Origin of the sequence: Commensalibacter melissae (genome assembly GCF_003691365.1) — a bacterium.
Taxonomy (GTDB): Bacteria; Pseudomonadota; Alphaproteobacteria; order Acetobacterales; family Acetobacteraceae; genus Commensalibacter; species Commensalibacter melissae.
In genome coordinates this window covers 1,420,442-1,445,935 of sequence record NZ_CP033087.1, presented here as the reverse complement: position 1 = coordinate 1,445,935, position 25,494 = coordinate 1,420,442, and the positions used below count along the sequence as shown (strand labels likewise).

The window sequence follows — 25,494 nt, the reverse complement described above, 5'->3', positions numbered from 1 at the left end:
ATTTTTTTATAGAAGGAGCTTAACCATAGTAAAAACATCGATAACCCCTGCGACTAATCGTGAAGGGCCTTTGGTTGATGATGAGATCCGTGCTGCACAGGTTCGCCTGGTTGGTGCTGATGGTGAAATGTTAGGTATTGTGCCAACACGTGAAGCTTTGAAAATGGCTTATGCTGTTGGACTGAATTTATTGGAAGTCAGTCCAAATGCTGATCCGCCAGTTGCGAAAATTGTTGATTACGGCAAGTTCAAATATGAACAGCAGAAAAAAAAGAATGAGGCACGTAAAAAACAAAAAGTCATTGATATTAAGGAAATCAAGGTAAGACCTAATATTGATGAAAATGACTATCAGGTAAAACTAAACGCGGCAAAGCGTTTTATTGCTGGTGGTGACAAGGTCAAAATCACGTTACGTTTCCGTGGACGTGAAATGGCCCATCAAGAACTGGGTGTTCAACTGTTGGATCGATTCCGTGTTGATATGGAAGATGTTGCAAAGCCAGAACAAACTTCCAAGATCGAAAATCGTCAAATGATTATGGTTTTAGTAGCCCGTTGATGTGATAAAATATTAAATGAAGTTCAATAAAGGTATGTAAAATTTACATACCTTTTTTTATAATGATATTTATTTTTGAAAAATTATAATTTTATTCAAGAAATAGTAAATTTAAGTTAACTAAAAGGATGGGGTTCATGAATGCTCAATCTCGCTGTACGGGTTTCTGTCAAAGAATTGAAGAGGGGGTATTTGTGGGATGGGCAATTAATGTCGTTAAACCTGAAAAACCTACAATTGTTTCTGCTTTTATCGATGATGTAAAGATTGCTGAAATTAAATGCGATATTGAAAATAAAACTATCCAGCAAAAGCTGAATTTCTTTCGCGGCGATATCGGTTTTCAATTTTCCATACCAGAAAGATACAGGGATAATAAGAACCATAAGTTGTCATTTCAATTTATTGATGAAACACCTTTTATAGTCTCTGATTCAAAACAGAATAATAAGCAAGTATCCTATGTATATTTTCAATTATTAAGAAATAACGATTCTGTAGAATATGAATCTTTTATTGATGGATGGAAGAATGGTTCAATTGTTGGATGGGTTTTGAAAAAGGATTTGAAAACAGGAGAATATACAGGAAACTGTTCAATTCTTGTTGTCATGAATGGGATTGAATTACAAACGGTTCAGGCCAATAGATATCGTCCTGATGTGGCAAGTGCTTATAATGGTGAGCCAAGATGCGGTTTTGCGGTTGTTGTACCCAAAGTGCTTCGAAAATGTTTTAAGGCGGAATTTCGCGTGTATGTAATGCCTGATTATATAGAAGTGAAAAACAGTCCCTATCAAACAAGCCTTGTTGATGATTTGTTGGAACAAAAACTATTAATAATGAATCAGCATATAGATAGTATATATAATGAAATTAATTCCCTAAAAAGTGAAATTAAAAATTTAATCGCTTATCCGGAATATGTAATTGATGAATATCATCTATGGGCACAAAAATATTTCTCGAGTTTACCAAAATTACTTGATAAAAAAAGACAAAATTTGAAAGATTTAAAGATAAAACTTAAATCTCCCAAAATTTCAATTATATGTCCTGTTTACAAACCTGATTTATCTCATTTTAGGGAGGCTGTTGATTCTGTTTTATGTCAAACTTATAAAAATTGGGAATTGATTTTGATTGATGATGGAGGAAAATCAGCATCAATACAGAGAGAAATCAAAAAATATGTTTTGTTTGATAACAGGATCAAGGCAATTACACTGACATGTAATATGGGTATTTCCGAAGCTACCAATGAAGGATTGAAACAGGTAAAAGGTCAATGGATTGCTTTTTTTGATCATGATGACCTGCTGGTTCCCCAAGCATTGGAAATGATGATAATGGAGGCGCAGTGTCATAATGCCTATTTTGTTTATTCAGATGAGGATAAGCTTGATAACAATGGTGTACTTATCGAACCCAATTTAAAACCTGATTTTAATTACCGTTATTTGTTAGGGTGTAATTATATTTGTCATTTTGTCATGATTCATGTTGATTATGTTAGAAAAGTCGGTTTTCTGTCATCGCAATATAATGGTGCACAGGATCATGATTTTATTTTGCGATTGACAGAATATTTAAAATCATCGCAAATTCATCATGTTCAGGAGATTTTGTATCACTGGCGTATTACTCCGAATTCAACAGCGGAAACAACCGCCAATAAACAATATGCGGTAAAAGCGGGTATAGCCTGTGTAAGTGATCATTTGAAACGTAAGGGTCAAGAAACTATGGTAAGCTCGATAGAGAATGCTACGATGTATAAGGTTGCATGGAATAAGATACCGCAATCAACTGTTACAATTATTATCCCTTTCAAAGATCAGATTGAAATTACCAAAAAATGCGTTGACCGTATTTTGGACCGAACCAATTATAGCCACTATAATATATTATTGGTTGATAATGGGTCAAAAAAACCAGAAACTCTGGAGTTTATAAAAAACTATTCACGAAAAAAGACTGTAAATTTTTTAACAGTACAAGAAGAATTTAATTTTTCACGTTTGAATAACCTGGCTGCTCAAAAAATAAAATCCGATTTTTATTTATTCTTAAATAATGATGTATTTATCGAAAATGAGGATTGGCTGGAAATCATGTTGAATGAGGCGGAATTTGCTGATGATATTGCAATTGTGGGAGCCAAACTGTTATATCCGAATGGAAGAATACAACATGGAGGCATTATTGTCGGTCCTGGGGAAGTTGCCCAACATATGAATAGGGGGATGATCAAGAATGATTTTGGTTATGTCGGACGTTCTGTATTATCACAGGAATTGACTGCAGTAACAGCGGCCATGATGTTGGTAAAGGCATCAGTTTTTCATGAGGTAGATGGATTTGATGAAATTAATTTAAAAATTGCATATAACGATGTCGATCTATGTTTGAAAGTAAGAGAGGCAGGTTATCGAATTATTATGTGCATGGATGTGATTGCCATTCATCATGAAAGCTATTCAAGAGGTAGTGATGATAGACCTGAACACCAAGAACGCTTCACATATGAAATGGAATTTATGGAAAAAAAATGGGGTGAAAAGGCGGTTTATAAAAATGATTCAGCCTATTCACCTCATTTTAAAGTCAAGCCCCAGCTGTTTTATGAATTAACAGACCCGGCTAAAATCTAATATAACTATTTTTCAATTTGGCTAAAATCAGCAATAAGGTTAGCCACATTATCTATTTGATTGAGAAGTTTAAGTCGATTATGACGAATGATTTCATTTGGATCATTAATAATAGTTTTATCAAAAAAGATGTCCAGTTCAGAGCGTAAGGAAGCTATAGTATTCATTGCAAATTCAAACTTCTTATGATCAAGTGCTGATTCAATCATTTGTGTAGCTTGCTTTAAATGACTGTACAGATTTGTTTCTTCATCAGTATGGAAAAGAGACGGATCGGGTTCACCGTGATGAGGGCCGTCTTTCTTGTTTTCAATTCTGAGAATGTTGCTTGCTCTTTTGACAGCGGCCAGAAGATCTTTTCCTTCGGATGATTCAAGAATTTGATTTATGGCATTAACTTTTTTAAGAAGTTCGGAAATATCAGTTAAATGATTTTTTTGTGAAACTGCTGATAAAATATCATGTCGTAAACCCTCACTTCGTAACTGAATAATAAGTCGTTCATTCATGAAATTTGCCAAAAATTTCAGATCTGAAGCTTGTTGTAAATCTTTCGGAAGTGTTGAAATGGAGAATTCAAATACTTTTTCTAAATCAAGAGAAAGATTGTTTTCACGGATGATTCTGATAATCCCCAAGGCAGCCCGTCTTAATGCAAAAGGATCACCAGATCCTTTGGGTTTTTCACCTATGGCAAAAAATGCGGTTAGCAAATCGATTTTATCCGCGAGTGCAACGATAACAGAGCATGGTTCAGTGGGTGTCTGGTCATTTGGACCACAAGGTTTGTAATGTTCCTTGATTGCAAGCGCTACGGCAGGATTTTCGTTATCATGTTGAGCATAATATCCCCCCATAATACCTTGGAGTTCCGGGAATTCACCAACCATTCCTGTTGCAAGATCAGCCTTGCAAAGTAAAGCAGCACGTTGTGCATGAACCACATCGGCGCAAAGCAGGTTTGCAAGAAAGCCTGCAATTTTGACAATACGTTGCACACGTTCGTATTGGCTGCCAAGTCTGGCATGAAAAATAACATCATTTAATGAGTTGTTATATGATACAAGTGGTGTTTTACGGTCCTGTTCCCAAAAATAACGGGCATCGGCAAAACGTGCCCGCAAAACACGCTCATTTCCGGCAATGATTAAGGAACCATCATTGTCTGGTCTAATAATATTCGCTATAAAAATAAAACGTGCTGCTGGTGAGCCATCTTGATTTTTCAGTGCAAAATAACGTTGATTCACTCGCATTGAAACTTGCATTACTTCTTGTGGCAATTCCATGAAAATGGAATCAATTTTACCCATATACGCGACGGGCCATTCAACAAGTCCCGTAACTTCGTTCAAAAGTCCTTCATCAGAAACGAGTTGAAGTTTATTATTTTCTGCAAGCTTGGATATGTCTGCAAGAATTTTATTACGACGCTGTTCAGAGTCGGCAATAACATAATGGGAAAACAATGTTTCCTGCCATTGTTTTGTATTGCGGATGGTAAAGGGGGAAGGAGAAAGAAAACGATGGCCTTCAGTGATTTGATCGCTGGATAATCCATGTGCATCATCATTTTCTTTTGCCAAGGTAAAAGGAACAATCTCACCATCCAGAATACAGGTTATGCGATGCAATGGGCGAACCCATGTAAATTGGCTGCCATTTCCCCAACGCTGTGATTTAGGCCAGGGGAATTGCCATAAAATTTGCGGAATTTTTTCCTGAATAAATTGGCTGGCTGATTGTTCAGGCTTAATTTTTTTCAAAACCCAAAAACCGTTCTCTTCAATCAAATCATTTTTTTGAGCCGCATGTTTGCGTAAAAAACCCTCTAACGCTTTTTCTGGGGCTGTAATTCGTGGTCCTCTTTCCTCCAGCTCTTGTGCCGGAATGGTAGCGTCAATCTGCATAGAAACAGCGATACGTCTTGGTGTGGAGAATGTTTTAGCATCAGTGGGATTAAGATTGATCAGCGCATTATTCAGTAAACGGTTAAGATTTTCCATGGCTTGCTTTTGCATGCGTGCGGGAATTTCTTCCGATAATAGTTCAATAAACAATTCCGACATATTATTTTTCCTCTGCCAGCCAAGTTTCACAACATTGTTTTGCCAAATTACGAATGCGACCAATATAGGAAGCGCGTTCATTCACGCTGATGACTCCACGGGCATCAAGCAGGTTGAATAAGTGGCTTGCTTTCAAACACTGATCGTAGGCTGGCTGAGCAAGTTTCTGTTGGACCAACGCATTGGATTCTTTTTCTGCATCCTTGAAATGATTGAATAAAAGAGTCGTGTCTGCACATTCAAAATTGTAACGGGAATAATCCTTTTCAGCCCTGAGAAAAACCTCTCCATAGGTTAGACCGTGATCATTGAAGGCCAAATCATAGACATTCTCAACGCCCTGAATATACATGGCCAATCGTTCAAGGCCGTATGTAAGTTCAGTTGAAGGAATAGAGGTTGTTATCCCGCCAACCTGCTGGAAATAGGTGAATTGAGTGACCTCCATACCGTCACACCAAACCTCCCATCCAAGTCCCCACGCGCCAATTGTGGGATTTTCCCAGTCATCTTCAACAAAACGAATATCGTGCTCTTTTGGATTGATACCGATGGCTTTATAACTTTCAAGCAATAGTTCCTGACTATTCTCAGGGGATGGCTTCAGTAGAACCTGATATTGATAATAATGTTGTAAACGGTTGGGGTTTTCACCATATCGTCCATCTGTTGGACGCCGACAGGGTTGAACATAGGCCGCTTTCCAAGGTTTGTCGCCCAACGCTCGTAATGTCGTGTATGGTGATAATGTTCCCGCGCCGATTTCAAGATCATAAGGTTGTAATAATGCACAACCTTGAGAATTCCAGAATTCATGTAACTTTAAGATCAGTCCCTGGAATGATAACGTTTTTTTTGTTGAAGCTGGTTGAAAGGGTGTATGCGATGGCATGAATTATATAATTCCAAAAGAATGCAAAAATAACGAAATAATAAGTGTTAATTATTTTTTAGTCTATTGATGGTTACGAATAAGATTAAATAAATAATACGATCTTGATGATATGACAAGAAAAGTGAATCATCTTCAAAAATTTGTCTTATAATTAAAATATAAAGAGAAATCCAAAGATAATTTTAAAGGTTAATCAAAGATGAATAATGACGAACAGCAATTGATCAATCAATTTTTTGAACGTGTCAGTGGGAAAAAAACAGCTTCTCCAAATACGGTTGGAACAGCCAGTCCGTTACCCCCTATTGATTCTGAAGCCAATCAACTGATTAACAGTAATTTGCAGAAATATCCTGAAGCGGGTTATCGTATGACACAAATGGCCATTGTTCAGGAAGCCGCCTTGGTTGAATCTCAGAATCGTATTCGTCAGCTGGAATGGCAATTACAGCAGATGCAACAACAGATTCAACAGCTGAAACTGGCTCAGGCCCAATCAAGCCAACCTCGTTCAGGAGGATTTCTGGGAGGGCTTTTTGGTGGCGGAAACCGCTCGCAAACTCAAATGTCGCCTCAATCCCAACAAATGCCGCCAGGGTGGGGAGGAAATCCTAATCGGCCACAACCACAGCCAAATCAGTCTATGAATACACCTTATGGACAGCAACAACCTCCGGCTGTGAATTATCCCCCAGGTTATCAACGAGGAATGTTTAATCGGGGTGGAAATGGATTTTTAGGCAGTGCATTGTCGACGGCAGCTGGTGTTGCCGGGGGTATGATGGCTTATAATGCATTGAGTGGATTGTTTGGTGGCCATCATGCAGTTAATGGTGCTGCACAAATGCCTGCTGCAGATCCGAATGATCCGTTTGCAGGAACAGCAGCTGGCAGTGATCCCTTTACGGGTGAGGGTACCGCAGTTGATCCGAATTTTGATGCTGGTAACAATTCTGGTGCCGGATTTGATAATTATGCTGATGATGGTTTCAGTAACAGCGGAAATGATACAGATTGGGGTAATTCTGGAGATTCTGCTGATTGGGGCTCTGATGATGGTGGTGACTGGGGTGGTGATGATGGAGGCTGGGGAGACGATAGTTTCTAATATTAACTGATTTCATTGTCTAAATCATAAAAGGGTTAACTTTTCTGGCAAGATTGATCCTTTTAAAAATTAGGTGATAAAAGGCTTTTATTATTGAGGAAATTAAAAAAATCTTAGGTGAAAAAAGAACAAATCATTTTTTGTTATAAAGACAAATTTAAAGAGACAGGACAATGATCTGACAGATCAGCATGCATCATATATTGTTTTTCTTTGTATACCAATACTTTTAACGTATTAGGAATAGTGGATTCACTTAAGATGGGATCCAAAATAAATCCATCGAGAAAATAATTGCCTCCCCAGCATGGTGAAGCAAGTTGAGATGTTGGGATTGATAAACTAGATTCTGTTGACAAGGATTGAAAAAATTCATCATTAAATGACACTATACGGTTAAAATCTCCTAAAATAATGAAAGCCTGTTTGTCTTTTATTCTGTCTGCAATCCATTTTTGGATAATTATTTTCTGTTGATTCAAGATATTACATGCTTTTTGTTGGGAATAAAGAGATCTTTCAGGGCAATGAGCCTTTAAATGTACAACCAGAATTCGAATATTTATGCGATGATCGTATAGGGTAAGATCAAGACCACTTCGTAAAATATGGGTTTTGTCATTCTTACTCAAAGCGGTAAGATCAGGGTTTTTTATAATATTGTAAGAAAGTTTTTTTCGAATGGCCAGGACAGGATGTTGGGCGATATTATCCTGAGTTATATAAAAATCATATTGGTCTTCAGGAAGGATTCGTCTTGCGGTTTCGACTGATCCCACTTCCTGCAAGGCAATTATATCGCTGTTCAATTTTCTTGCATATAAAGACAATCTTGTGAAATTCTTGGAGTGTCTTGCTTGAATATCATTTGGTATTTCATATTTATCAAGATCTGATTTTGATAATAACCACTCTGTGTTCCAGGTGGTTATCTTGATTGTTCTGGCATGCAGCGTAAAAGATGCAAAAAAAGCAAACCAGCAGCTCAATACAGCAATAGTTTTCTTAAGCTTTGGTATTTTGGTTGATACGATTCTGCAGCATGGAAATAGCTTCATCGACGGTCATATCATTTCTTGTTTCTTCATCTAACACATAAATCTTACCTTTTGGAATATCATAATACCATCCTTGAAGAATAATTTCTTTTTTTGCCAAGGCACCAGCAACTGAAGGATGAGTTCTTAAATGTGCGAGTTGAAGCAGGACATTGTGTTCCGTTAAACTTTGGATGCTTTCGGGGCCGACATCAGTGGCAGAAAGTGCGTCCGTAATGGCATGGGCTGTTTCGGCATATTGCAACCATTTTCTTACGGCTGGCATTGAATTCAATTTTTCAGGATGTATAAGGGCACTCATCGCGCCACAATCAGAATGTCCACAAATGATAATTGTAGAAACCTTTAGGGCGGAAACCGCATATTCAACTGCGGATGTTACTCCTCCGAAGCTGTTACCATAAGCAGGTACAATATTGCCAATATTACGCAAGACAAATAAATTTCCGGGAGGTTGCTGGGTCAGGGATTCAGGACTTATTCGACTGTCTGCACAAGTTATGAAAAGTGTTTTAGGGGATTGTCCATTGGCAAGTTGACAATATAATTCTTTACGTTCCGGATAAATATCCGTTCGAAATTTCTTTACACCTTTTAAAATATCAAGGAGGGTTAGTTGAGGGTTGTTTTCCGACATATTGTGATCTTTCATTTCGGAATGAATTGAACAGCTAACTGTATGATATTATGTACAATTTTACGGCGAAAGTATGATCATGCAGGATAAATAACCAATAGTTATAATGAAAAAGCAGGCCATGATGAGCCTGCCTTGAATTCAGTATCATAAAGAATTGATATGGCTTTTCATTTTTTCAAAAATATCATTTGCCTTATTAATATCAGGTCCTCCAGCTTGCGCCATATCTGGTCTTCCACCACCACCTTTACCGCCCGCAATCGAACTCGCCATTCTAACCAAATCAATTGCACTTACAATTTTGCTTAATTCAGCAGTTACGGCAACAACGATGGATGCTTTTTGACCAAAGGATGACAATACGACAGCTATTCCATTTTGAAGCTGTTTAACAAGACTTTCAGCCAAAGGTTTTAATTCTTTTGGCGGGATTTCACCAACATCACGGAAAATAAGTTCAATGCCATTGATTGTCTCAATGTCATTTTGCATGTCTTTGCCGATTGTCAATTGGCGCTGCAATTTGGATATTTGCTGTTTTAGCTCTTTTCTTTCGTTTAATAACAACTGCACTCTATCGGTAAGTTGTACAGAGGCAGTATTAAGAAGAAAGGCTATTTCATTTAATATATTTAAATTCTGTTTGAAATAATTTTCCGCGGCCAAACCAGCAACGGCTTCAATGCGTCTTATTCCGGCAGCCACCCCGCTTTCAGAAATTATATGAAATAAACCTATATCTCCGGTGCGATTGACATGGGTTCCACCGCAAAGTTCAATGGACCATGCCGTTTGTGGATTGGCAATATCATCTCCATTTCCCATTGAAACCACACGGACTTCCTCACCATATTTTTCATTGAACAATGCCATTGCACCAAGTCTACTAGCTTGTTCCGGCGTCATGATTTGCGTTCTGACCGGTAAATTTTTCCGGATTTGTGCATTAACCTTTGCTTCGATAATATCCAGTTCATTGCGTGTAATCGGTTTGGAGAGACTGAAATCAAATCTTAAGCGTTCTGCTGTATTCAGACTTCCTTTTTGGGTGACATGTGTCCCGAATTGTTCTCTCAATGCACGATGTAACAGATGGGTGGCAGAATGATGTGCCTGAATTGTCTGTCTGTAAGCAGTATCAATTTCAGCCGTGACCGTATTATTGATCTTAATCTGGCCTTTTTTTACAATTCCATGATGAAGGATCAGTTCGCCAAGTTTCTTCTGCGTATCTTTAATCTCGATAATACTGTTTTTATTGAAAATGATTCCCTGATCCCCAGCCTGACCACCACTTTCACCATAAAAGGGGGTCTGGTTCAACAAGATACTGATTTCTTTACCTTCTTCTGCTTGGTTTACCAATTGACCATCAATGATAATTGCCTGAATTTCAGCATCAGCCCTATTATTCTTGTATCCAAGAAATTCAGATGATCCAAATTTATCCTTGAGTTCAAACCATATTGTTTCAGTTGCATTATCACCGGAACCAATCCATGCGGCTCTGGCACGGTTACGTTGTTCGGCCATGGCTTTATCAAAGCCTTCGTGATCAACGGTCAATCCTTTTTCACGAAGCGCGTCAGCCGTTAAATCCAGAGGGAAACCATAGGTATCATACAGTTTGAAAGCAATATCACCAGGCAATTTACCATGTGACGGTAACTTGCCGCTTTCCTCATTCAAAAGGGAAAGGCCCCGATCCAGCATTGATTTGAAACGTTGTTCTTCATTATATAAGGTCTCAGAAATCAAAGTTTCATAATGTATCAGTTCAGGATAGGCGCTTCCCATTTCCTCGATTAATGCAGGTAAAAGCTTGTAAAATACCGGTTGTTGAGTGCCGATCATGTGTAAATGACGCATGGCTCTGCGCATAATACGACGTAATACATAACCACGTCCGTCTTTGGACGGTAAGACACCGTCAGCAATAAGGAAAGCCGAAGAGCGAAGATGATCTGCAACGACACGATGACTGACTTTATGGGGACCAAATGGATCTGTATCAGTAATTTCAGCAGATGCCCTGATCAAGACCTGAAAAGTATCAATATCAAAATTGTCTCTTTTCCCTTGCATAATTGCGGCAAATCGTTCCAATCCCATTCCTGTATCAATTGATGGACGGGGTAAGGGATTTCGTGTACCTGGTGGATTTTCAAAATATTGCATGAAAACCAAATTCCATATTTCTACGAAACGGTCTCCATCTTCGTCCTTAGATCCTGGGGGACCTCCAAATACATCTTCGCCATGGTCATAGAAAATTTCTGAACATGGTCCACATGGGCCTGTATCTCCCATACGCCAGAAGTTATCTGAACTGTTAATACGGATAATTCGGTCATCGGAAAAGCCAGCTATTTTTTTCCATAAATCAGCTGCTTCATTATCGTCCGAATAGACGGTGACAAGGAGTTTTTCCCTAGGTAATCCAAATTCGCCAGTGATTAGGTTCCATGCCAGATAGATTGCTTTTTCCTTAAAATAATCTCCGAAAGAGAAATTTCCGAGCATTTCAAAAAAAGTATGATGACGAGCGGTATATCCAACATTATCAAGATCATTGTGCTTGCCACCAGCCCGAACAACCTTTTGTGCAGTTGTGGCACGTGAATAGGGACGCTGTTCCTGTCCGGTAAACACATTCTTGAACTGTACCATTCCTGCATTTGTAAAAAGCAGAGTAGGGTCATTCTGGGGAACCAAAGATGAGGATGGTACAATTTGATGATCATTTTTAGAAAAATAATTCAAAAAGTGCGACCGTATTTCATTTGTGCTTGGCATTGTGGTGGACATGGTGGAATGAACAATCCTGATATGTTAAAATAATATCTTAAACGAACTGGATAAGAGTAATATGGAAATTAATCTAACCGTATATATTATTATTCAAAATGTTTTTTACAGTACAGCTATTTAAGCTTTTGTCATGAAAGTCAAGATTTAATGTTTGATAATGATAAAAATACGTATTCTTTATTTTCTGAAGGATTATTTGGTCGGTTACGACAGGATTGCCAGAAGGAATGGCAACAATTTATCCATCATCCCTTTGTCAAGGCGCTGGGTAAGGGAAGCTTGCCGGCAGAGGAATTTAGAAAATATCTAGTTCAGGATTATTTATATCTTCTTGATTACAGTCGTGTTGAGGCCCTAGCGATTTATAAAAGTAATTCATTATGGGAAATGCAATATTTTTTATCATTATTGAAAGGGCTTATCGAAATAGAGCTTCCATTGCATTTATCATATTGCAAGCAATGGGGAATAGAAATTGATTTTATTGAAAATGAAAGGAAATCAATCGAACTTGTTGCATACAGTCAATATTTGCTTTCAAAAAGTATGCAGGGTGATTTGTTAGATATCGTAATTCTAATACTACCATGTTTGATAGGGTATGGTGAAATCGGTTTGAATTTATTAAATGATCAAGAATTTGATAAAAGGGACCATCCGTATTTATCTTGGTTGGAAACGTACGGAAGTGATAGCTATTACAGTCTTGTAAAGAAAAGTATTATGTTTCTGGATCAAATTGCTTTTCAGTATGGGGCGGAACAACGTTATCCAATGATTCTACGTAAGTTTAAGGATGTTGTTCAATTGGAAACTGCCTTTTGGAACGTTGGAAAAAAATAATTTACCTTTTTGATATGGAATCATTATAAACCAATTTGCGCGATAAATGGAAATTCGCTAGCATTCCAGTCATTGCACCAATAATTAAAGGTATAAAAGCATAGTACCTAAAAAACGAATTTAGGAAAAATAAAAAGAAAACAATTCCTCTATTGCAACAAAAACCAAGAATGTTGGTCATAATAAATCGTATCCATTGTGCAAAGATAGAATGACGATGATTAATATTTCCAAATGTCCAGATTCTGTTTATGAACCAGTTGGAACTTGCGGCTATAAAATAAGCGGCAAGGGTTGCCGAGGTTAATCCAATTAAGGGCCGTAACAAGTATACAGCTAGAATATCAATCCCCAGACCGGATGATCCAACAATACCAAATTTGATAAATTGAAAAAGTTGTTGTTTATGACCGATTGATATCAAAAAGAACCTTTAAAAATAAATTGGTTTGATTGTTTTTCAAAATAAAAAGAGATACTTAATTCTAAGTATCTCTTTTACATTATTCAGATAATTTCTTGAAAATTATTTAAGAATAATTTCTACGCGACGGTTTTGTGGTTCACGTGTATTTGGTCCTGTTGGAACCAATGGATGAGATTCACCATAACCATGAATATCAATTGCTGTTGCTGGAACACCATCACGGATTAATTCAGCTTTCACGCTTTTGGCACGTCTGATTGAAAGACCCATGTTATAGCGTTGACCACGAGGACCTGGATGTGCAGAAGAGTTATCTGTATATCCGTTAACTTCGATACGTGTTGTTTGAACACGTGTTGAAGCCTGAGCAGCTTCTCTTACGATTTCACGTGCACGAGGTGTCAACGCTGATTTGTCGAAATCGAAGAATACTAGGTAGGTGCGAGCTACAGATGGTTGTGGTGGAGCAACTACAGTTGGTGGAGCTGGAGGAGGTGCTGGTGGTGCGGTGTCAAATGCATAACGCAGACCCAGGATAAACTGATGATTGAAACGGTGATCCATTTTAACGCCTCTGTGGCTGTTATAATGGTTTCCGCCAACCCAGGCACTTGAATTATATGAACGATGATCATCCAATTGACCCATCATACGGTATTCAGTTGTAACTGCCAATCCTGGAACGCCTGGGATATCATAGGCAGCACCGACGATACCTTGATAGGCAAAGCTTCCACCTGTTCCACCGATACGGTTTTTATTGCCATTACGGTAAACTGTATCTAATGGAGCCATATTTTGCCAGAGATAACCGGCACCAATACCCACGAATGGGGTGACAGGGACGTCAATGCCGAATTGACGCAAGTCAATATCATAAAGAACATTGATCAATCCGCCATAACCTTGGTCATGTCCTTTGGTTTTGTATGCGGAAACAGGGGTTCCATGACGTCCGCTGATGTTGGAGTAGTTATAAACACCTTCAACTTCCACGCGGAGACCGTTACCAAATCCCCAACCAAAAGAACCCATGGTTGTGAAACCGGTATTATGGCGCAGTTTTGATGAGGTTCCCTTACCGTTATCAAGCCTGCCACCGGCATTGGTACCATTTTTGAAATGGGCATGTTGTGTTTGAACAAGGTTATAACCGCCACCTAAGCTAACATAAGGGCCAGTAATTGTGCTAGCCATCGCTGCGGCGGGAGTAGCAACCGCGAAAGTCGTTGCAAGCAATGCAGTGCGAAGACGCATCTTGACACATCCTTCTTTTATAAGTTTCGAGCGATAGACCGCCAATTAAGGCGGAAGCTCTTTAAATTTATACTCTATAATTTACTATAATCTATATCTTTGAAAAATTAGAAGGATTTTAATGTAGTGATTATAGTTATTAATGTAATGTAACTAAAAAAACACAGAAAAGGGCTTTACCTTCTAATTTCTATAAAGATTTTCAGATATTCGGCAATTTATAAAAGATTTTATTGAATGACAATCATTCATATATACTTTATTGATTAGAATTAATTCATGTGTTTTATATGCAACAATTTTAGTCCTGTATACAACCGTCCTCGATTAGGAGACTATACAGCTGTTTTTCACTAACATCTTGTGATGTGAAAGCTTTTCCTATCCCATTGACAAGTATAAACGTTATTTTATTGTTTTGGCTTTTTTTATCATGTTTCAAATGATTAAGAAGATTTGAGGCCCGTATGGATTGAGGAAGCCTTTTTATTGTAACAGGTAGGTTTACAGATTCGAAATGATGAATGACACGTTGTGTGTCTTTCTCCGGACATATTCCCATTTGGGTGCATAATTTGAAGATCAGGCAGCAACCCAGTGCAACGGCTTCTCCGTGCAGTAAACGGCCATCATAACCCAGTTCCGCTTCCAGGGTATGTCCCAAACTGTGACCGAGATTCAGGAGGTTTCTGCCTGTCGATTGCTGTTCATATTCATCATTTTGAATAATCCTTGCTTTAAATTGACAAGCCATTTCGATGGCCTTGGCCAGACAAGCATGTTCTTTACTTATGACTTTTTTACCGTTTTTTTCACACCATTTGAATAATTCTGAATCATTGATCAAACCGGCTTTAACAATTTCTGCATAACCGGCCTGTAATTCTCTTTGGGGGAGTGTGTCCAAAATCTTTGTATCTGCGAGAACGACTTCTGGTTGGTAAAAGGCCCCAAGCAGATTTTTACCCACCGATGTATTGATACCGGTTTTTCCGCCTACGGAAGAATCGACTTGAGAAAGCAGGGTGGTGGGGATTTGAATGAATGGCACTCCACGTAACACGGTGGCAGCTGAAAATCCTGCCAAATCTCCTGTAACGCCACCACCGAATGCCAAAATCGTTGAATTTCGCTCAACCCCTTTTTCTAACAATGTTTGCGTGACTTTTTCATAATATTGAAAGGATTTTGTTTTTTCCCCAGGAGGAAGCAGGATAACTTCATAATTTACGTGTACTAAATCAAGACTATGGATAAGTTTGTCCAGATGAAGGTCGGCAACTGTCTGATCCGCCAGAATAAAAACTTTCTTTTGCTTTAATAAAGGTAAAATCAGTGTTCCACATTGCTGTAATATATCAGAACCAATAATTACGTCGTAATGATTTTTTGACAGGGTTATGGGTAAAATATGCATTTTACTTGAATTTTCTAGAGCTGAGATAACAAGATTAATTGTTGTATCAATGTCTTTATCCTTACATTCAACGACAATATCTGCCTCGGCATAGACAGGGTAACGTTTTTTCATAAGGGAGAAGAGTATTTCTTTTTTATTATCGACATTCAATAAGGGGCGGTTGGTATTTTTGGAAACGCGCTTGAAAAGTGTTTCCAGATCACAATGTAGCCAAAGGGTGGTTGCTTTTTCCTTTAAGGTTTTTCTTGTCTCCGGATGCATGTAGGCTCCACCACCTGTTGCGAGAATCAAGGGGGCTTGATCTAATAAACGTTGGATAACCTGGTTTTCCACACGACGGAATTCCTCTTCTCCATATTGTTCGAAAATATCGGCGATACTGCATCCAGCCGTAGTTTCTATTTCTTTATCCGAATCGATGAAGGGTATGGAAAGCAAGTCTGCAATTTTTTTACCAATCGTTGTTTTTCCAGCCCCCATCAGACCGATTAAAACAAGTGGTCGATTTAATAATTTGCTAGGTATATCAGTCATGTGGTCGATCAAATACAGGAATAAAAATTGATAAATTGAGATTTTATTTAATTTTTGAGAGAATTTATAAAATCCAGACTATTAAAAATTAATTGTAGTATGGTATGAAATCAAGCTGTTATTATTAAAACATCAACGAGTAATTTTACATCAGGAAGCCATAATGCGTCGATTATTTGTTATTCTCTTTGGATTAATAGTTATATTGCTTGTGGCAGGGGTAGTGTTTTTTTGCTTGCAAACACCCGAAATGCCGATCAGAGAAGTTCACAAGGTTATTTCCATTCCCAAAGCCCAGCAACATACAACCTTGCCATCTGTACCTGTTGTCCCTGGCGCTCCCCCCATTATCGTTCCCTACAACAATGCAAACGTTCATAATGCTTCAGCGCCTGCTCCGATAAACACTCCAACAATTCCCCAGCCTGGAAAAGTTCCTGGAAATGCGTTGAATACAATGCCCAATCAATAGATTTTGAATAAATCATGAACAGGGATCTGATTGATTTTTTTTTGGAAATGCTGGTGGCAGAGAGAGGGGTTACCGCAAATACATATCAGGCGTATCAAACTGATTTAAAAGATTTTATGGATTATTTGCAAGCCAGAGATCTAGAAATAGACAGGGTTTCTAAACGTGATATTCATCAATATTTTGAATTTTTGGGTCAAGAGGGAAAAACAGCGCGAACAGCAATAAGAAGGTTGTCATGTCTGCGTCAGTTTTATGGTTTTTTGGTTCAGGAGAATATTCGCTCCGATGATCCCACTTATTTAATGCAATCCCCCTGTTTGCCACAATCATTACCCAAATATCTGAGCGAACAGGAAGTTTTTAACCTGTTATCAGCAAGTGAATTCCTTGACGATTACAGACGGTCACTTGTTGCCAAGGCAGCTTTGGAAATTCTGTATAGTTCGGGATTACGCATATCTGAGTTGTTATCTCTGCGCAAGGACCAGATTCAGCAAGCAACAAAAATTTTGCGAATATACGGAAAAGGCAGACGTGAAAGGTTAATACCTGTTTCAGATGCAGCGGTAAAAGCGGCATTGGTGCTTAAAAAAAACGATGCGAGTTTAAAGAGTGTCTTTCTGTTTCCTGGACGAAACCCGCAAAATCATTTAACGCGGCAGGGATTTGATAAAATATTGTTCGAAGTCGCATTAAAGGCCAATCTTGATCCTGGCAGGCTGTCTCCCCATGTTTTACGTCATTCATTTGCCAGTCATATGTTGGCACATGGGGCAGATTTGCGTTCATTGCAGATGATGTTGGGGCATGCTGATATTTCGACGACACAAATTTATACCCATTTACAGACTGAACACCTAAAAAAAACAGTGCAGGATTTTCATCCCCTGAGTATGAAAAAATAATTTTATTAAAAAAATATTGTAATTTATACAATTAAAAATTTATTTGATTGATAATATACATTACACTGATCTGTTATTAACGTTTAATTGGTAATCTTTTATAATCATGCGTCAATTTTTGGACTTTGAAAAATCCGTTGCAGAACTCGAAAATAAAATTTATGAATTGCAACGTGTTGAAACCGCCACAGAAATTAATATTGCCGAAGAATTGCAAACGCTTACGGAAAAGGCTGAAAAACAGCTGCGAGTTATATATAACAAACTAACACCCTGGCAAAAAGTTCAGGTGTCACGACACGCGCAACGTCCGCATGCTTTGGATTATATCAAAGGTATGATTGAAAACTTCATGCCATTGGCAGGGGATCGTCTTTATGCAGAAGATCATGCCATTATCGGTGGATTGGGAAGATTCAAAGGGCAATCTGTTGTTGTGATCGGGATAGAGCGAGGTTCCGATCTTGATACAAGACTAAAGCATAATTTTGGGATGGCCAGGCCTGAAGGATATAGAAAAGCTCAACGTTTAATTAAACTGGCAGGACAATTTAATTTACCGATTATCATGTTGATTGACACGCCAGGAGCATGGCCTGGAATTGATGCGGAACAACATGGTCAGGCTGAAGCCATTGCAAAATCAATTGAGACATGCCTTAGGGCAACAACTCCCATTGTTTCCGTTATCATTGGTGAAGGTGGATCGGGAGGGGCAATCGCTCTGGCAACGGCTGACAAAATTCTGATGCTTGAACATGCGATTTATTCAGTTATTTCTCCTGAGGCTTGTTCCTCCATATTATGGCGGGATGCATCACAAGCGGCTCAGGCGGCAGGCGCATTACGTTTGACGGCTCAGGATTTGTTGAAATTCAAATTAATTGATCAAATTATCGAGGAACCGGTTGGTGGAGCGCAACGAGATCCAGAAACTGCGATCAGTAATGTTCAAAAGGCGATTGAAGCTGCATTTGGCGAACTCGCCTTAGTTCCAGAACAGGTTCTTCAGGCTAAACGTAGAAATAAGTTTCTTGCCATGGGGCGTGAGGAAATAAACTAGTTAAAACCAGGGTTCAAATGGGCTCACCCTCGTGTGGGTCGTATCCCATCCGGATAAACAACTGATGGATTTGTTGAGCGGCACGCTGAACGGCATCTTGGTCCTGACCTTTGACAACCAATGCTATTCCATTTTGATCTTCATTTTTATAAAATGGATAGGATCCAATATCAAGGTTATGAAATTGATCCTGTATATGTGCTAGATCATGTGCAATTTTGCCTTCAGAGGCATGAAAAGCGTACCAGCTTTTTGAAACAATTGGCTTGCCATGGTGTAAGGTGGGCAATATTTGATCAAACATTGCACGCATGATTTGGGGAACGCCAGCCATAACATATACATTGTTGATTACATATCCCGGCGCTACGGATACAGAATTGGGAATGGGCGTAGCCCCTAGTGGGAAACGAGCCATTTTTCTATGGGCGTCATTATATTTTTCCTTGCCAATATGTTCTTCCAATAATCGGGATATTTCTGGATGAATTGGATTGGGTACACCAAACGCCTCTGCTATAGCCTCGGAAGTTATATCATCATGGGTAGGACCGATTCCCCCTGTAGAAAACACATAATCATATGCAGCACGTAATTCATTAACTGTTTTGATGATTATTTTTTGATCATCAGGAATGATACGGGTTTCTATGAGTTTAATTCCGGAACAGGTTAATCCTTTCGCAATATAATTTATATTCACGTCTTGGGTACGGCCTGAAAGAATTTCATTTCCGATAACCATAATTGAAGCAGTTGGATTTAGAGTCATTTTACAAAAGTCCAATTGTTAAAACAGTTACAATATTTAAGTATTGAAAAATTACAGAGAATTATATTTAAAATTAAGAATTGTTTAAGAAAATTCCTAAGTAAATGTTTAGTATAAACAGTTTTATGTTAAAATAATAATTATTGCAAATATTGAATTTCTTTTTGTTTAATTTAAAAAGCCTTTCAAAAAGGGGTTTATAATGATTACAATTAATTCGTCATGTCCATCCGCTATTTGGGAAACCCAATCAGAATTGGGGGAGGGGGTTATGTGGAATGCCTCTGAAAAAGCGGTTTGTTTTGTTGATATTGAGGGCAAAAAAATTCATCAATACCGCTTAAATGACAATCAGAAGAAAAGCTGGAATACTCACAAGAAACCTACATTTTTTTTTCCAACCAATCGATCTGTTTATTTATGCGGTATGGAAGACGGTTTATATTGGTTTAGCCTATTTAATGGCAGTGTGACGTTATTTTATCCCTTAGAGGAAAAATTTCCAAATAATCGAATTAATGATGGATATATTGATGCCAAAGGTCAACTTTGGTTTGGATCAATGGATGAAAAAGAAAAAAAATTAACAGGATCTCTCTATTTGTTAAAATGGGATCAGGCTAAACCTTATGTAATAAGGCAGGATAGGGAATATGCGGTACTTAATGGGCCTGTAATTGATGAAGACAAACAGATCCTATATTGCAGTCATTCCAATGCACATGAAATTTTTTCGTTTGATATTGAAGATGGGCAAAAACTTGCAAACAAACGACTTTTTTTAAAAGAAATGGAAGGATATCCTGATGGCATGGCGCTTGATTGCGAGAACAATCTGTGGGTTTGTCTTTATCAAGGACATAAAATAAATGTCTATTCCTCTGATGGACAAAAATTGAAATCAATAGATTTTCCTTGTCCGAATTTAACCAAAATAGCTTTTGGTGGTAATGATTTAAAAACGGCTTTTGTTACATCGGCACGTGCCAAAATATCAAAAAAAGATCTTGAAAAATATCCAAAAGCTGGTGCCTTATTCACTTTTGACAATAATATTGCTGGAAAAAGGCAGAATATTTTTCATATTCCTGACGAGGTAAGATTAGAAGAGTAAATCCTTCAAGAGTGGAATAAATGGTTTGTCAGCCTCCAAGACAAGATAACGGTCAAGCTCATTGGCGGTAACCCATGCAAGTTGCTGTTTTTCTCTTGGTATGGGGTCATTTTTCCAACGATGACATACATATAATGGCATCAATAAATGAAAATCCTGATATTCATGGGATGCGAATGTGAATGGGGCGAGACAGCTTTTAGAAATATCGACATTTATTTCTTCTTTCAATTCTCGAATCAATGCTGTTTCAGGTGTTTCCCCAGGTTCAACTTTTCCGCCTGGAAATTCCCACATTCCTGCCATTGATTTTCCCTCCGGACGACGGGCGAGTAAAAGCCTACCTTCAATATCAATAAGTGCGGCGGCTACAACTAACAATATTTTTTTTTCTTTTGATGTATAAATATTTTGATTGGGTGTGAGATTGTTGGGACAAATATCTTCCCGTTGTAAAAGGAAATATGAGACGGGTTGTTCAACAGCACGAGCTAAAAATTTCTCCTTGCCCTGACCATAGGGTTGAAAATCACATTTTTTCAAAACCGCTATAGAGGCAACATTGTCATCAGCGGCAGTGGCATGAATGTAATTGATATTTAGATTGGCTAACGCCCAATTTGTTAAGCGTTTCAAGGCTCGGGTAGCGATATTATTGCCCCAGTATCTCTGAGCAACCCAATATCCTATTTTGGCAGATTGTTCTGCCATATTCAGGGTTAAACCTATACAACCTACAATTGTGTCCGGATTGGTTTGTGTATCGATAATTGAAAAGTGATAGGATTGTCCTGCCTTGATTTGCTGAAGGGTGGCTTCAAACCATTTTTCCAATAATTCTTGTGAGTAAGGAAATGGCACGTCACTCAGCATTTTTGCAATATTCCAATCATTAATATGATTATGTATGCTTTTGATATCCTTTTTTTGGATCAATCGTAAAAGATATTGATCAATTTGTAAGGTTGGAATGGATAAATGCTGATGTATAACCATTTATAAACACTTTGATTCAAAAAATTAACTTTAAATAATATAAGGGAAAAGTTGTTTTATGATTTACGGGGATTCTTTACGTGCGGCTATTAGAAATTCCTTATTGCCTTCAGGGCCGGTAATGGGACTAGTCTCAATTCCCAATACTTGCCAGTTGGGCAGATTTTGCCACCAATTATTAATGTCCTGGCAAATTTTTGTATGAATCTCAGGATCGCGGACAACTCCTTTTGATCCAATATGTTTGCGTCCAGCTTCAAATTGGGGTTTGATCAACGCCATTGCCCATCCGCCAGTTTGACACAGGGATAAGGCGGCAGGTAAAATTGTTTTTAGACTAATAAAGCTTGCATCACAGACGATGACTTGAACGGGATCCGGAATTATTTCCGATGTAAGATAGCGGGCATTACATTTTTCTTTCACAATCACGCGTGTATTCTGACGTATTTTCCATGCCAATTGTCCATGCCCAACATCGACTGCGTATACCTTATTCGCTTCATTCGTTAATAAAACATCGGTAAACCCTCCTGTGGAGGCCCCGATATCAAGGCAATTTAATCCCCTGGGGGATAAATTGAAAGATTTCAATCCATGATCCAGTTTTAAACCACCACGCGATACCCAAGGATGTTCTTGATTTTTAATGGTAAGTTCAATGGTTTCAGATACGATATCCCCTGCCTTTTGAATTCGACGATCTTTCGTAAAAACCAGCCCCGCCATAATCAAGGCCTGCGCTTTTGTACGACTTTCAACCATGCCTCTTTCAAAGAGAAGTATATCGACGCGTTTTTTAGTGTTAGCCATTATTGAATGGGTAAATGTTTATTGTAAATCAATTTCTTCTGGTAATAACATAATTTGCCAAAGCGCGTAAATTATCGGCGGCGGATCCGAAAGGTTCTAAATGACGGATAGCTTTACCGATAAGTCTGTTTGCTTCCTTTTTTGCATCTTCAATTCCAAGCAAAGAAACGAATGTTGATTTTCCAGAGGCATTATCCTTACCCGCTGTTTTACCAAGTTCCTCTGCACTTGCCGTGGCATCAAGAATGTCATCAGCGATCTGGAAAGCTGTTCCCAAATCTCGACCATAGCTGATGATATGATTGCGCAAGTCGGCATTTGCCTGGCCTAAAATGGCTCCAGCTTCAGCGGAATAACAAATTAGGCGGCCTGTTTTCATGGCATGCAAGTTGATTACCTCTGGAAGGGTCAGATGACGATTTTCACCTTCCATATCAATAACTTGTCCACCGACCATACCATTGGATCCACTTGCTTCAGCAAGGGACTTAACCAGTTCAATACGAATATCCGGGTTTTCGCTTACATCTTCCCACGTTAAAATTTCGAAGGCTTTGGTTTGTAAAGCATCACCGGCAAGAATGGCAATCGCCTCACCGAATTTTATATGGGTGGAGGGTTTTCCCCGACGCAGATCATCATCATCCATTGCCGGTAAATCATCATGAATTAATGAATAGGCATGAAGCATTTCAACAGAAGCGCCCACATAAAGCGCGCTTTTCATTGGGATATTGAAGAGAGAAGCGACTTCTGTAACAAGATAACCCCTTAATCTTTTCCCCCCCCCAAGTACAGCGTAGCGCATTGCCTCAATCAGATTTGCCTCGCCCCCCTTCATTCTGGGAAGAAATTTATCAAGTGTTGTTTCAAGGCTTTGGGCACGTGATGAAAGCGATTGATTAAGAGACTGATTTTGTGCTTCAACAGAAGTCATGGTAATTAACCCTAAATTTATTCAATAGTTTCAGTATCAAGGCTTTGGTTATCTTTTTCGACAATCATTTTTACCCGAGCCTCGGCTTCATTCAATTTTTTTTCACAATAACGTCGAAGTAAGGCACCGCGTTCATAAGATACGATGGCTTCTTCAAGTTTTTGTTGTCCAGTTTCCAAATTATGAACGATTTTTTCCAATTCATTCAATGCATCCTCAAATGAAAGGGAAGAAAGATTATCTGTCATGTTGAACTTCCAACAAGTTTATATCTGATAAATATTATTTCTTTATACCTCTTTTGAAAAAAGAAACCAATTTATAGATTTAAAAATTGTTTTGTGCAATTTTACTTTTTTTTAATCAGAAAAGATAAATTATTTCCCTGTTCTGAAAAAGCAATCAGTGAATGACCAGTTTTACGACAGAAATCATGAAAATCCTTGATTGTATGACGATCTGTCGCCAAGACACGTAAACAATCCCCAGGTTCAAGAGTTTGTAAAACCCGATTAGCCTTCAAAATAGGTAAGGGGCATCGCAACTCTTTGAGATCTAAAATAATTTCACCCATATCAAAACCTGTAACTATAAATTAAAAAACATTATCAGAATTATAAATATGAGCAAATTGATGAATTTCAAACCACAGATTTGATTTTATTGTATCGACACATAATGATTCGACAGATACTTATCAAAATTAAGGTAAGGCAGCTGAGTGTAATTTGATTTCGACTGTCATGATTAAAAAACATGGCAAGAATCACCATGGCAAACGATATGATTGTAAACCACGATAGATAAGGGAAAAACCACATCTTAAATGTTAGTTTTTGTTTGGTTCGTTCCAATTTTGAGCGAATTACGATTTCAGATAAACCGATTGCAATATAGACAAACAGGATAATGGATCCAGCGCAGCTTAAAATATAAGTGAAAAAAACTTTTGGCGAAATTACCGAGAAAATCGAAATTATTATACCGATGATGGAGGCGGTAATAATTGCTCTTTTGGGAACTCCATTTTTATTGGTATGAATTAGCCATCTGGGTGCATCATTAAATTCTGCGAGTTCAAAGAGTGTACGGGAGGTTGCGTAAATAGATGAGTTTAAGCAAGAGAGAATAGCAATCAGGATGGTCATTGCCATAATATCCGAGGCATATGGAATTTCAAGCTTTTGCAAAACCATTAGAAAAGGTGATATCCCCGGTATTACATAATTCCAGGGCAGGATAGAGACAATAATTCCAATTGAAATAACGTAAAAGGTGATAACTCGGAAAATAATTGTTTTACTGGCATAAGCGACATTCTCCGCAGGTTTATCGGATTCAGCTGCCGCTATGGTAGCCACTTCGGATCCAGTAACTGTAAATAGAATGGTTGGAATGATTGTGAAAACGGCAAGAATGCCTTTTGGAAAAAAGCTTTGGAAATGCCATATATTATTAATTTTTGTTGTGTAATATCCACCTAAATGGCTTATTGCTATACCGCCAAGAATAATAAAGGCCGTAATAGCTAGGATTTTAAGCAGGGCAAACCAGAATTCAAATTCACCATATCCCTTGACAGAAAATAGATTGGTTATCATCATGATAATAACCAATAAAGGTCCCAGAACCATGGTTGCCAGAAATGTGTATTGTTCGGGAATATGCATGTAATGTAGTAAAATAATTCCACCGGCTATGGCCTCGGCAGCAATGGCAGAAATCCAGAAAAGCCAATACCCCCATCCTAATATAAATGTAACATGATCGCCAAGTCCACGGCGGATATGATTGAGAAATGAACCTGCCTCTGGTTTTTCAATAACCAATTCGCCAAGCATTCGCATAACAAAAAAAATGAGAAATCCAGTAATGACATAGGACAAAAGAACAGCAGGTCCCGTTTGCTTAATTGAGGCAGAGGCACCTACAAAAAGACCGGCCCCAATAATACCACCGATAGAGATCATGATAATATGGCGGCGTTGGAGGGTGTGTGCTAATTGCCCATCGGAATATGAAAGGGCTGTTTTTTCTTGATGTTTTTTTTCTTGCAATGCCATTTTCCCATATTAAAATTTGTAGATTGATTTTGTAATAATAAAATGTATGTAATATTTAATCCTGAAATAGGAGGTATA

General features: G+C 38.2%; 23 protein-coding genes. 8 read left to right on the top strand and 15 right to left on the bottom strand.

Annotated features, from left to right (window positions below; genetic code table 11):
* The first annotated feature begins 40 nt into the window (after positions 1–40).
* Both infC and D9V35_RS06530 read left to right on the top strand, forming a co-directional pair.
* Entirely contained in the window at positions 41–562 is a 522-nt protein-coding gene (gene infC, locus D9V35_RS06535) for a translation initiation factor IF-3 (protein ID WP_110438321.1), read from the top strand.
* Positions 563–699: 137 nt separating this feature from the next.
* Positions 700–3,216, top strand: coding sequence for a glycosyltransferase family 2 protein (locus D9V35_RS06530; protein WP_162988601.1), 2,517 nt, complete (start codon positions 700–702; stop codon positions 3,214–3,216).
* A 5-nt stretch (positions 3,217–3,221) separates the two neighbouring features.
* On the opposite strand, the gene glyS is transcribed toward D9V35_RS06530, so the two are convergent.
* Positions 3,222–5,285, bottom strand: a complete 2,064-nt coding sequence (gene glyS, locus D9V35_RS06525) for a glycine--tRNA ligase subunit beta (RefSeq protein ID WP_122123843.1) — start codon at positions 5,283–5,285, stop codon at positions 3,222–3,224.
* Position 5,286: 1 nt separating this feature from the next.
* The gene (locus tag D9V35_RS06520) at positions 5,287–6,177 is read right to left on the bottom strand and encodes a glycine--tRNA ligase subunit alpha (protein WP_122123842.1); all 891 of its coding nucleotides are present in this window, start codon (positions 6,175–6,177) and stop codon (positions 5,287–5,289) included.
* Between the two features lie 202 nt (positions 6,178–6,379).
* On the opposite strand from D9V35_RS06520, the gene D9V35_RS06515 reads away from it, so the two are divergent.
* Complete coding sequence (locus tag D9V35_RS06515; protein ID WP_122123841.1) at positions 6,380–7,288, top strand: DUF2076 domain-containing protein; 909 nt, start codon at positions 6,380–6,382, stop codon at positions 7,286–7,288.
* 143 nt (positions 7,289–7,431) lie between these two features.
* On the opposite strand, the gene D9V35_RS06510 is transcribed toward D9V35_RS06515, so the two are convergent.
* The 3 genes from D9V35_RS06510 to alaS all read right to left on the bottom strand — a co-directional run bounded on the left by D9V35_RS06510 (position 7,432) and on the right by alaS (position 11,782).
* Entirely contained in the window at positions 7,432–8,277 is an 846-nt protein-coding gene (locus tag D9V35_RS06510) for an exonuclease/endonuclease/phosphatase family protein (RefSeq protein ID WP_122123840.1), read from the bottom strand.
* Positions 8,278–8,293: 16 nt separating this feature from the next.
* A complete protein-coding gene (locus tag D9V35_RS06505; RefSeq protein WP_122123839.1) occupies positions 8,294–8,983 on the bottom strand; it encodes a carbonic anhydrase in 690 nt (229 codons plus the stop codon).
* Positions 8,984–9,130: 147 nt separating this feature from the next.
* Positions 9,131–11,782, bottom strand: coding sequence for an alanine--tRNA ligase (gene alaS, locus D9V35_RS06500; protein WP_122124291.1), 2,652 nt, complete (start codon positions 11,780–11,782; stop codon positions 9,131–9,133).
* A 162-nt stretch (positions 11,783–11,944) separates the two neighbouring features.
* Here alaS and tenA point away from each other — a divergent pair, with 162 nt between their 5' ends.
* On the top strand, positions 11,945–12,640 hold the full coding sequence (gene tenA, locus D9V35_RS06495) for a thiaminase II (RefSeq protein ID WP_122123838.1): 696 nt from the start codon (positions 11,945–11,947) through the stop codon (positions 12,638–12,640).
* A gap of 1 nt (position 12,641) precedes the next feature.
* Here tenA and D9V35_RS06490 read toward each other — a convergent pair whose 3' ends face one another.
* The 3 genes from D9V35_RS06490 to aroB form a co-directional block, all read right to left on the bottom strand.
* Entirely contained in the window at positions 12,642–13,064 is a 423-nt protein-coding gene (locus D9V35_RS06490) for a GtrA family protein (protein WP_122123837.1), read from the bottom strand.
* A 102-nt stretch (positions 13,065–13,166) separates the two neighbouring features.
* Positions 13,167–14,324: an OmpA family protein gene (locus D9V35_RS06485; protein ID WP_110438312.1), complete on the bottom strand. Its 1,158-nt coding sequence runs from the start codon at positions 14,322–14,324 to the stop codon at positions 13,167–13,169.
* Positions 14,325–14,625: 301 nt separating this feature from the next.
* Positions 14,626–16,278, bottom strand: a complete 1,653-nt coding sequence (gene aroB, locus D9V35_RS06480) for a 3-dehydroquinate synthase (protein ID WP_122123836.1) — start codon at positions 16,276–16,278, stop codon at positions 14,626–14,628.
* A gap of 163 nt (positions 16,279–16,441) precedes the next feature.
* On the opposite strand from aroB, the gene D9V35_RS06475 reads away from it, so the two are divergent.
* The 3 genes from D9V35_RS06475 to D9V35_RS06465 all read left to right on the top strand — a co-directional run bounded on the left by D9V35_RS06475 (position 16,442) and on the right by D9V35_RS06465 (position 18,721).
* Positions 16,442–16,750, top strand: coding sequence for a hypothetical protein (locus D9V35_RS06475; RefSeq protein WP_122123835.1), 309 nt, complete (start codon positions 16,442–16,444; stop codon positions 16,748–16,750).
* Positions 16,751–16,764: 14 nt separating this feature from the next.
* Positions 16,765–17,658, top strand: coding sequence for a tyrosine recombinase (locus D9V35_RS06470; protein ID WP_122123834.1), 894 nt, complete (start codon positions 16,765–16,767; stop codon positions 17,656–17,658).
* 106 nt (positions 17,659–17,764) lie between these two features.
* Entirely contained in the window at positions 17,765–18,721 is a 957-nt protein-coding gene (locus D9V35_RS06465; RefSeq protein WP_122123833.1) for an acetyl-CoA carboxylase carboxyltransferase subunit alpha, read from the top strand.
* A gap of 13 nt (positions 18,722–18,734) precedes the next feature.
* Here the strand turns inward: D9V35_RS06465 and D9V35_RS06460 are convergent, their stop codons facing one another.
* The gene (locus D9V35_RS06460; RefSeq protein WP_122123832.1) at positions 18,735–19,493 is read right to left on the bottom strand and encodes a competence/damage-inducible protein A; all 759 of its coding nucleotides are present in this window, start codon (positions 19,491–19,493) and stop codon (positions 18,735–18,737) included.
* Between the two features lie 202 nt (positions 19,494–19,695).
* Between D9V35_RS06460 and D9V35_RS06455 the strand changes: the two genes are divergently transcribed.
* On the top strand, positions 19,696–20,607 hold the full coding sequence (locus D9V35_RS06455) for an SMP-30/gluconolactonase/LRE family protein (RefSeq protein WP_122123831.1): 912 nt from the start codon (positions 19,696–19,698) through the stop codon (positions 20,605–20,607).
* On the opposite strand, the gene D9V35_RS06450 is transcribed toward D9V35_RS06455, so the two are convergent.
* The 6 genes from D9V35_RS06450 to D9V35_RS06425 all read right to left on the bottom strand — a co-directional run bounded on the left by D9V35_RS06450 (position 20,596) and on the right by D9V35_RS06425 (position 25,416).
* Positions 20,596–21,603 (bottom strand): bifunctional GNAT family N-acetyltransferase/(deoxy)nucleoside triphosphate pyrophosphohydrolase, encoded by a 1,008-nt coding sequence (locus D9V35_RS06450; protein ID WP_122123830.1) that lies wholly within the window; start codon positions 21,601–21,603, stop codon positions 20,596–20,598. The two genes, D9V35_RS06455 and D9V35_RS06450, sit on opposite strands and share 12 nt — an antisense overlap.
* Positions 21,604–21,666: 63 nt before the next feature.
* A complete protein-coding gene (locus D9V35_RS06445; protein ID WP_408869333.1) occupies positions 21,667–22,368 on the bottom strand; it encodes a TlyA family RNA methyltransferase in 702 nt (233 codons plus the stop codon).
* Positions 22,369–22,444: 76 nt separating this feature from the next.
* Positions 22,445–23,353, bottom strand: coding sequence for a polyprenyl synthetase family protein (locus tag D9V35_RS06440; RefSeq protein WP_122123828.1), 909 nt, complete (start codon positions 23,351–23,353; stop codon positions 22,445–22,447).
* A gap of 17 nt (positions 23,354–23,370) precedes the next feature.
* Positions 23,371–23,601 carry an exodeoxyribonuclease VII small subunit gene (locus D9V35_RS06435; RefSeq protein WP_122123827.1) on the bottom strand — a complete coding sequence of 77 codons (231 nt, stop codon included), beginning with the start codon at positions 23,599–23,601 and terminating at the stop codon, positions 23,371–23,373.
* A 101-nt stretch (positions 23,602–23,702) separates the two neighbouring features.
* Complete coding sequence (locus tag D9V35_RS06430; RefSeq protein ID WP_122123826.1) at positions 23,703–23,927, bottom strand: sulfurtransferase TusA family protein; 225 nt, start codon at positions 23,925–23,927, stop codon at positions 23,703–23,705.
* Positions 23,928–23,994: 67 nt separating this feature from the next.
* On the bottom strand, positions 23,995–25,416 hold the full coding sequence (locus D9V35_RS06425; RefSeq protein WP_122123825.1) for an amino acid permease: 1,422 nt from the start codon (positions 25,414–25,416) through the stop codon (positions 23,995–23,997).
* Between the last annotated feature and the right edge of the window lie 78 nt (positions 25,417–25,494).